The 6,922-nt window shown below is 72.0% G+C and carries 5 protein-coding genes and 1 pseudogene; 4 read left to right on the top strand and 2 right to left on the bottom strand.

Going from position 1 to position 6,922, the window contains the following annotated elements; translation table 11 throughout:
* Window positions 1-36: 36 nt before the first annotated feature.
* The 4 genes from AOK11_RS32920 (at window position 37) to AOK11_RS32905 (ending at window position 4,247) form a co-directional block, all read left to right on the top strand.
* On the top strand, window positions 37-489 hold the full coding sequence (locus AOK11_RS32920) for an Lrp/AsnC family transcriptional regulator (protein ID WP_055630134.1): 453 nt from the start codon (window positions 37-39) through the stop codon (window positions 487-489).
* A 130-nt stretch (window positions 490-619) separates the two neighbouring features.
* Window positions 620-1,822: an MFS transporter gene (locus AOK11_RS32915; protein WP_055597334.1), complete on the top strand. Its 1,203-nt coding sequence runs from the start codon at window positions 620-622 to the stop codon at window positions 1,820-1,822.
* Window positions 1,823-1,905: 83 nt separating this feature from the next.
* Window positions 1,906-3,870: a sensor histidine kinase gene (locus tag AOK11_RS32910; protein ID WP_055597333.1), complete on the top strand. Its 1,965-nt coding sequence runs from the start codon at window positions 1,906-1,908 to the stop codon at window positions 3,868-3,870.
* Window positions 3,867-4,247, top strand: coding sequence for a DUF742 domain-containing protein (locus tag AOK11_RS32905; RefSeq protein WP_240497581.1), 381 nt, complete (start codon window positions 3,867-3,869; stop codon window positions 4,245-4,247). Before AOK11_RS32910 ends, AOK11_RS32905 begins: the two co-directional genes overlap by 4 nt.
* A gap of 6 nt (window positions 4,248-4,253) precedes the next feature.
* Here AOK11_RS32905 and AOK11_RS32900 read toward each other — a convergent pair.
* Window positions 4,254-5,882 (bottom strand): annotated as a pseudogene (locus AOK11_RS32900) (nuclease/transposase family protein).
* Window positions 5,875-6,450: an IS607 family transposase gene (locus AOK11_RS32895; protein ID WP_055597332.1), complete on the bottom strand. Its 576-nt coding sequence runs from the start codon at window positions 6,448-6,450 to the stop codon at window positions 5,875-5,877. The pseudogene AOK11_RS32900 and the gene AOK11_RS32895 overlap by 8 nt, the downstream one beginning before the upstream one ends.
* Between the last annotated feature and the right edge of the window lie 472 nt (window positions 6,451-6,922).

The following is a 6,922-nucleotide window of genomic DNA, read 5'->3' as shown; positions in this document are numbered from 1 at the left end:
TCCCGGACCTCCCAGAAGCGAAGTGAACCGCCCGCAGTGCTGAACGATCTCGACGAACGCATCGTGCACGCCCTCGCCGAGGACGCCCGCCGCTCCTACGCGGACATCGGCAAGCTCGTCGGCCTGTCCGCGCCCGCCGTCAAGCGGCGCGTGGACAGGCTGCGCGCCACCGGCGCCATCACCGGCTTCACCGTACGGGTGGACCCCGCCGCCCTCGGCTGGGAGACCGAGGGCTTCGTCGAGATCTACTGCCGCGGCAACACCTCCCCGGAGACCATCCAACGGGGCCTGGAGCGCTACCAGGAGGTCGTGTCCGCCTCCACCGTCACCGGGGAGGCGGACGCGGTCGCCCAGGTCTTCGCCGCCGACATGCGGCACTTCGAACGGGTCCTGGAACGGATCGCGGGGGAGCCCTTCGTCGAGCGGACCAAGTCCGTGCTGGTGCTGTCACCGCTGCTGCGACGATTCTCGTCAGGACCGCCCGCCTGACGGCCGCCCGCACTATCCTCGACGTCATGACCTGGCGACATTGATCCACCGGTAACGCCTCCCGAGGGCCGCCTCGGATGCCGTACGTCCTCCACGTCCGGTATCCGAACCGCCCTTACGGGAAGGCCTCATGACCTCCACGCCCACGCGTGCGCCCGACCTCCGCGTCCGACGGCTGACGACCACGCTGTACGGCTACGCGTTCCTCGAAGACTTCGTGCTGCTCTACCCGGTGTACGCGCTGCTGTTCAGCGACACCGGTCTCACCGTCTGGCAGATCTCCTCCCTGTTCGCCCTCTGGTCGGTCACCGGCGTCCTGCTGGAGGTCCCCTCCGGCGTCTGGGCCGACGCCGTCTCCCGCCGCCTGCTCCTGTGGCTCGGCCCGCTGCTCACCGCCGCCGGCTTCACCCTGTGGGCACTGGTGCCCTCGTACGGCGCCTTCGCGGCCGGCTTCGTCCTGTGGGGCGCCGGCGGAGCACTCGCCTCCGGGGCGCTGGAGGCCCTGGTCCACGACGAACTGGAGCGGCTCGACGCGGCCGGCCGGTACGCCCGGATCATGGGCCGGGCCCGCGCGGCCGGCCTGGTGGCCGTGATGGCGGCCATGGGACTCGCCGGTCCGGTGCTCGACCGGGGCGGCCACACCGCCGTCTGCGCCGCCAGCATCCTGGCGTGCCTGCTGACCGCGGCCACCGCCCTCCGGTTCCCGGAACACCGGACCCCGGCGACGGGACACCAAGGCTGGACCGCCCCCCTGCGCGCCGGACTCGCCGAGGCACGCGCCGACCGGTCGGTGCGCGGCGCGCTGCTGCTCGTACCGGCCGTCGGCGCGGTGTGGGGCGCCCTCGACGAGTACACGCCGCTGCTGGTGCGGGACACCGGCGTCGCGGACGAGACCGTCCCGTACCTCCTGCTGCTGATCTGGGCCGGTGCCACTGCCGGGAGCCTGCTCGCCGGCGAGGGCGAACGCCTCGGCACGAACGGCCTCGCGGCCCTGCTCGCCTGCGCCGGACTCGCTCTCGCCGTCGGCACGCTCGCCGGTACGCCGGCCGGCCTGGTCCTGGTCGCCCTCGCCTTCGGAGGCTTCCAGGCGGCGACCGTGCTGGCCGACGCGCGACTCCAGAGGCGCATCGGGGACACCGGGCGGGCCACCCTGACCTCGCTCGCGGGCCTGGGCACCGAGCTGGCCACGGTCGCGGTGTTCGGCGGCTATGCCCTGATCGCCACGCACAGCCCGCACAGCACGGCCTTCGCCGTGTTCGCGGTGCCGTATCTGGTGACGGCGTCGCTCCTGATCCTCACGAGGCCATTGCGCTCGCCGAGAGGCGTCCCGTAGGTTGTGCGCCACTCGCTACCGATGGGTAACAACCGTTGGTATCTGCTTCGCCGCCCAGTCATCCGAACGTCCTGGGGAGAGCTATGCGCCGGCTCATCGGCCGTCCCGCCACGGTCCGCGCCCGCATCGTCGCGCTTGCGTTCGCACCGGCGCTCGCCCTGCTGGCGTTGTGGACCTTCGCCATGGTGTCGGTCACCGGAGAACTGCGCGCACTGACCCGGCTGCAGGGTGTGTACGAGGACTTCGGCACGCCCGTCGACACGGCGATCGGGCAGATCCAGATCGAACGGCGGCTGGCCGCCACCTACTTGGGGACGGGCCACCACAAGCCCGCGACCCTGGACCTCATGGAGCAGCACCGCCGCACCGACCGCGCCGTGAACGCCATGCGCGACGCGATCCGGGACGGCGACCGCGACCGGCTCTCCGGCCCGCAGCGCCAGGCCCTCGACGCCATGGTCGGCGCCGTCGAGGAACTGGAGGGACTGCGCCATCGAGTGCTGGCCCGCGACATCTCCTGGGACCGGGCCGTCGACGAGTACGGTGCGCTCGTGGAACCCGGATTCGACATCCAGTCCGCCCTCACCGCCCTGCAGGCCGGGCAGCTCGCGCGGGAGGCACAGGTCGTCGTCGAGCTCGTCCGGGTACGGGAGTTCGTCTCCCGCGAGGACGCCCTCGTCGCCGGGGCGCGCGCGGCCGGCCGACTGACCGACCGGCAGTACGACACGCTCACCGCGGCGATCGGGCACCGCCGGGTCTTCGAGCGAACGTATGTGGCCGACCTGCCGGCCGACTCACGGGAGTTGTTCCAGGAATTCCAGCGCGGCGAGCTGCACGGCGCGTTGACCCGGAGCGAGGAGGCGCTGCTGCGGGCGGGGCCGGAGCGCGCCGGTGAGGCCGTCGCGGCGGAATCCTGGCGCACGACCACCGACCGGGCCGTCAAGCGCTACATGGAGTTGTGCACCCAGGCGGCCCTCAACTCCGCCGAACGCGGCCGGGCCTTCGCCCATCAGGAACTGATCAAGGCGACCGTCGTGGGCGGGCTCGGGCTGGCGGCCATCGGCCTGTCCCTGGGGTGGGCGGTGCGCGGTGCCCGCCGTATCTCCCGTCGGCTGGAGGAACTGCGGGACGCGGCCGACCTGCTGACCACCCGCCAACTGCCCGATGTAATGGCCAGGTTGAGCGCCGGGGAGGAAGTGGACGCGGCAGCCGAGGCACCGCCGCTGGCCGACGGGGAGGCGGAGTCCGACGAGATAGGCCAGGTCGGCCGGTCCTTCAACGCCGCCCGCCTCGCCGCCGTCGAGGCCGCCGTCCGGCAGGCCACTCTGCGCCGCGGGCTGTTCGCGGTCCTCCTCAGCATCGCCCGGCGCAACCAGACCCTGGTGCACCGGCAGCTGAAACTCGTCGACACGCTGGAACGGCACACGGACGACCCCGACATGCTGGAGCAGCTGTTCCGCATCGACCACCTCACCACCCGGATGCGGCGCCACGCGGAGAACCTGATCATCCTCTCCGGCGCCGCCCCGGGCCGCAGATGGCGCCGCCCCGTGCCCATCGCCGACGTCGTCTCCTCCGCGGTGAGCGAGATCGAGGACTACGTGCGCGTGGAGGTCCCGCCGATGGACCGGGTCGGCGTCGCCGCGGACGCCGTCGCGGACGTCGTCCACCTGGTCGCCGAACTCCTTGAGAACGCCACGGTGTTCTCACCCCCGCACACCCGGGTGACACTGCGCACCGGCCGGGAGCGCGGCGGCTACGTCCTGCGCATCGACGACCGGGGACCCGGCCTCGACTCCGGGCCGCTCCACGAGGCTCACCGCACCCTCGGCCACCCCGATGGCTTCGATCCCTCCCGCCACGACCGGCTCGGCCTGTACGTGGTGGGCCGGCTCGCCGCACGGCATGCCATCGAGGTGACGCTGCACGAGTCCCCGTACGGCGGGACGACGGCCGCGGTCCTGCTGCCCGGAGAAGTGCTGGCGCACCTGGAGTCCGAGGTGCCCGAGAAGACGGAGGAGACGGAGGGCGTGTCCTCGCTGTCGTGACCGACGACGACCACTGGTACGAGGACGAGACCGGCCTGATGGTGCGGCCCTACGCCGTCACGCGGGGCCGGACCCGTCCCTCGGGCGGGCCCACCATCACCCTGCTGTCCCAGGTCAGTGCCGTGGAGTCCGGCCTGGCACAGCCCGGTGTCGACCACGCCCGCACCCGCCTGCTCGACCTGGTGCGCCGCCGGGGCCCACTGCCGGTCGTCGAACTCGCGGCGGTCGCCGACCTGCCGCTGACCGTCGTCCGGGTGCTCCTCGCGGACCTGGCCGGGGCCGGCCTGGTGTGGATCGGCGCACCGCGCCGCACGGGCGGGCCGGCGACCGACCCGGAACTCCTGCGCGAGATCGTGGCACGGCTCCGGGAGCTGTGACCGTTCCTAGTCAGTGAGCAGGAGTGAGTCTTGGACCCATGTCTGGTCACTGCGGACACCCCGAACGGTGGTGGGTGTCCTGGTCGCCCGCGTACTCGCCGCGTCCGGCGGCACGGATCGTGTCCGTGGTCCGGGGATGCCGGGGCGGGGTCCCTCGCGCCCCGGGGCACGCCGGTCGGCCTGGACGGTCCGATGCCCGTGCACATCGCTCCGGTGTGCACGGGGCGGTGTCGTCCGTCGCCGGATCGGGTGCCCCTGGGCGCGTCGTCCGATCGCGATGCTCGCCGCATCGTGCCGGGTGGTCTTACGGGTGGGGCCGGCCAGCGGCTTTTGCCAGTGCTGGGCGCCCCACTTGCTGGTGTAGGCCGGGTCCACGGCGATGATCGCGATACCTGTGGCGTCGGCCATGGAGGCCAGCCGGGCGCGGAGCCTGCCGGTCGGCATGCCGGAGATCAGCTGCCGGAATCGGCGCTTGCGCCCGTGCTTCTCTCTGGTTTTCTCGGCCTGGAAGTCGAGGTCTTCGACCGCGATGGCCTTGACACCGCAGGACCTGGCCCAGTGCAGCAGCCGCGTGAGGGCGTGCCGTACCTGGGCGTCGCGGTGCTGGGCGTTGCCGGACAGGTCATAGAGGAACCGGCGTGGCCGGCCGGTCGGGTTGCCGTGAGTGTCCAGGCGCCATGCGGCGAGGTGGCCGGCCTTGGTGTCCACGCCGATCACGCCACCGGCGAGGGCGGCTTCCAGGAGGATGCTCTTGGCGGGTGGGATCTGCCAGGAGGCGTCCGCGTACCAGCGCCCGCGCCCCGTGTCGTAGTGGATGCGGTAGGCCACCGCCCGGTTGGCCTCCACACGGTCGGCCCACTCCTGCCCCCGGTGCGGGAACCCCACCTGCGCAGCGAGTACGTAACGGCCGTGCTCGGCGTTCGCCAGGTCGGCGAGCGGGGCCGGGAGCTTGATCGACACTTCTCCCTCGGGCGTGATGCGGATCGTCTCGTTGCCGAACCTCTTCCCCGACTCGCCGTCCGCCTGGAGGAACCAGCGCCCGGCTTCCCACCGCTCACGCCACTCGGCCTCAGTGAGCTGCGCCGGGTCGAGGTGGTGGCGGGTACCCAGCAGGCGTTTGCCGCCACGCACGACACGCACCCGGCCCGCTTCCCGGTCGGCCCGAACCTGGTCGAGCCGGTCCTCCAGCACATGCAGCCGTCGCGTCTTGTGGAACCACTCGTGCGCGCAGCGGTAGCCGCCCGGAGCCCGCTTGCTGCCCTTCTGGCCGACCGGCAGCGACAGTCGGTGCCGGATCGTCGTGATACCAGCTTCGAGGGACTGCACGTGTGCAGCCTGGCCGCGCCGGGCGAGCGCCCACTGATCATGCGTGGCCCTCGTGATCGACCCGGCCCACCTGGACGACGACTCGGCCGTCAGACCTCGCTTACGGGCCGCCCATGACTCGGTGGAGTGCTCCAGGCCGTCCGTGCAACGCGCTTTGAGGTCCTTCTAGGCGAGCGAGCCCAGGTGCGCACCCACCAAGCGCAGAACCTTCTCATCTTCGGGCGTGAGGTCTTTGAGCCGGGTGCGTACCGCCACACCGGACGGGCCGAGAGCGACGAACGGCGCGGAGATCGGGCGGCGGTCAGCCATGTTCGGCGGCTTCCAGTGCCTTGCGGGCGCGGCTCTTCGCCGACCTGCGCCCGTACAGGCGGGCGCAGAACGAGGTCAGCACCTCCACCATGTCCCGCACCAGGTCGTCTTCGGCTTCGCCGTCGTCCAGCACCAGCAGGCGACGGCCCGTCGCGGACAAGGCGGCCTCGACAAGCTCGACGTTCATCCGGCCGAGCCGGTCCTTGTGCTCGACCACCACGCAGGTCACGTGCGGGTCGGCCAGCAGACGCCGGGCCTTGGAACGGCAGCCGTTCATCCCGGAAGCGATCTCCGCCTCAACACGAACGACCCGGTGACCGGCCTTCGCCGCCCACGCCGACAGCCGAGCCACCTGGCGTTCCAGATCGCTCTTCTGATCGTGCGAGGACACGCGGGCATACAGGCCCAGACCGCCGACGGCCTCGGGTGTGGCGTTCGCGTCGATGGTCACCAGGATCGTGCGCGGCCCGACCCGCTGAGCCGGTACCGGCAATGTTCCCTCACGGAACCAGCGATACGCGGTCTGCGGATGCACGCCCTGCGTCTTCGCCCATTCCGTCAGATTCACGCTCTGACAACGACACTCACCCATACATGGTTACGCTCACTTATCCGACGTCGAGGACCAGCAGGTGCAGACCCCCCCATCCCGCTCACCGGCACGCCCACGCGACGTCGCGGTCGGGGCCCCGGTCGCGGACGGTGACGCCGGTGCGCCGGCTCCGTGCGCAGGGCGCACGGATGCGGTGGTGACGACGGGGATCACGGAGAGCGTCCCCGCGGGGTTTCACGCGGTGGCGTATCGCGTACAGCGGTGGAGGGCGGCCTCTGCGCGAGTGCGAGGGAGGTCGCCGAGGCCCCGACGCCGTGCCTGCCCCCTGCGGCTCCGGTCGCAGGCCCCGATCGGAAGCACGCAACGAATCGCCGCTGAGCCCGCACCGGACGCAATGATCCGCTCACCGATGCGCAACGGCCGCTTCTTGCCCGGCCGAGCCGGCCGACCGTACCGTCTATGCGATCCCTCCCGGCGGCCCTCCGCC

Origin of the sequence: Streptomyces hirsutus, from assembly GCF_001418415.1 — a bacterium.
In the GTDB taxonomy this organism is placed as follows: domain Bacteria; phylum Actinomycetota; class Actinomycetes; order Streptomycetales; family Streptomycetaceae; genus Streptomyces; species Streptomyces hirsutus.
Note: the sequence above shows the minus strand (reverse complement) of the source record. Positions and strands in the feature narration are given on the sequence as shown.